The organism is Limnospira sp. PMC 289.06, from assembly GCF_032350395.1.
GTDB lineage: Bacteria > Cyanobacteriota > Cyanobacteriia > Cyanobacteriales > Microcoleaceae > Limnospira > Limnospira platensis.
In genome coordinates, this window is the sequence record NZ_JARPLC010000580.1 from 1 (window position 1) to 264 (window position 264).

The 264-nt window shown below is 39.0% G+C and carries 1 pseudogene; it reads left to right on the plus strand.

The features are described 5' to 3' along the window. Positions 1 to 264: pseudogene (locus P5674_RS26330) on the plus strand (recombinase); the annotation flags it as partial.

The following is a 264-nucleotide window of genomic DNA, read 5'->3' on the forward strand; positions in this document are numbered from 1 at the left end:
ATATTTCAGGCTGTTCCCTAACTGGGATGAATATCCTAGCTGGGAGAGTTTCAAGGCTATGCTATATATTCCCTTGCAGAATGGAGAACAATTAGTAGGCTCCAAAACCTTCAAGGAACGTTACTACATCTTAAAAGCCATAGCTGAGAAATCACCTAACAAAGACCATTTACTCAAACAGCTTGAACCTATTAACGCCAAACAAACACAATTCAAAAAGAAACAACGGATAGGCATCGATGCCTTTAAGGATTGGTGGTATAT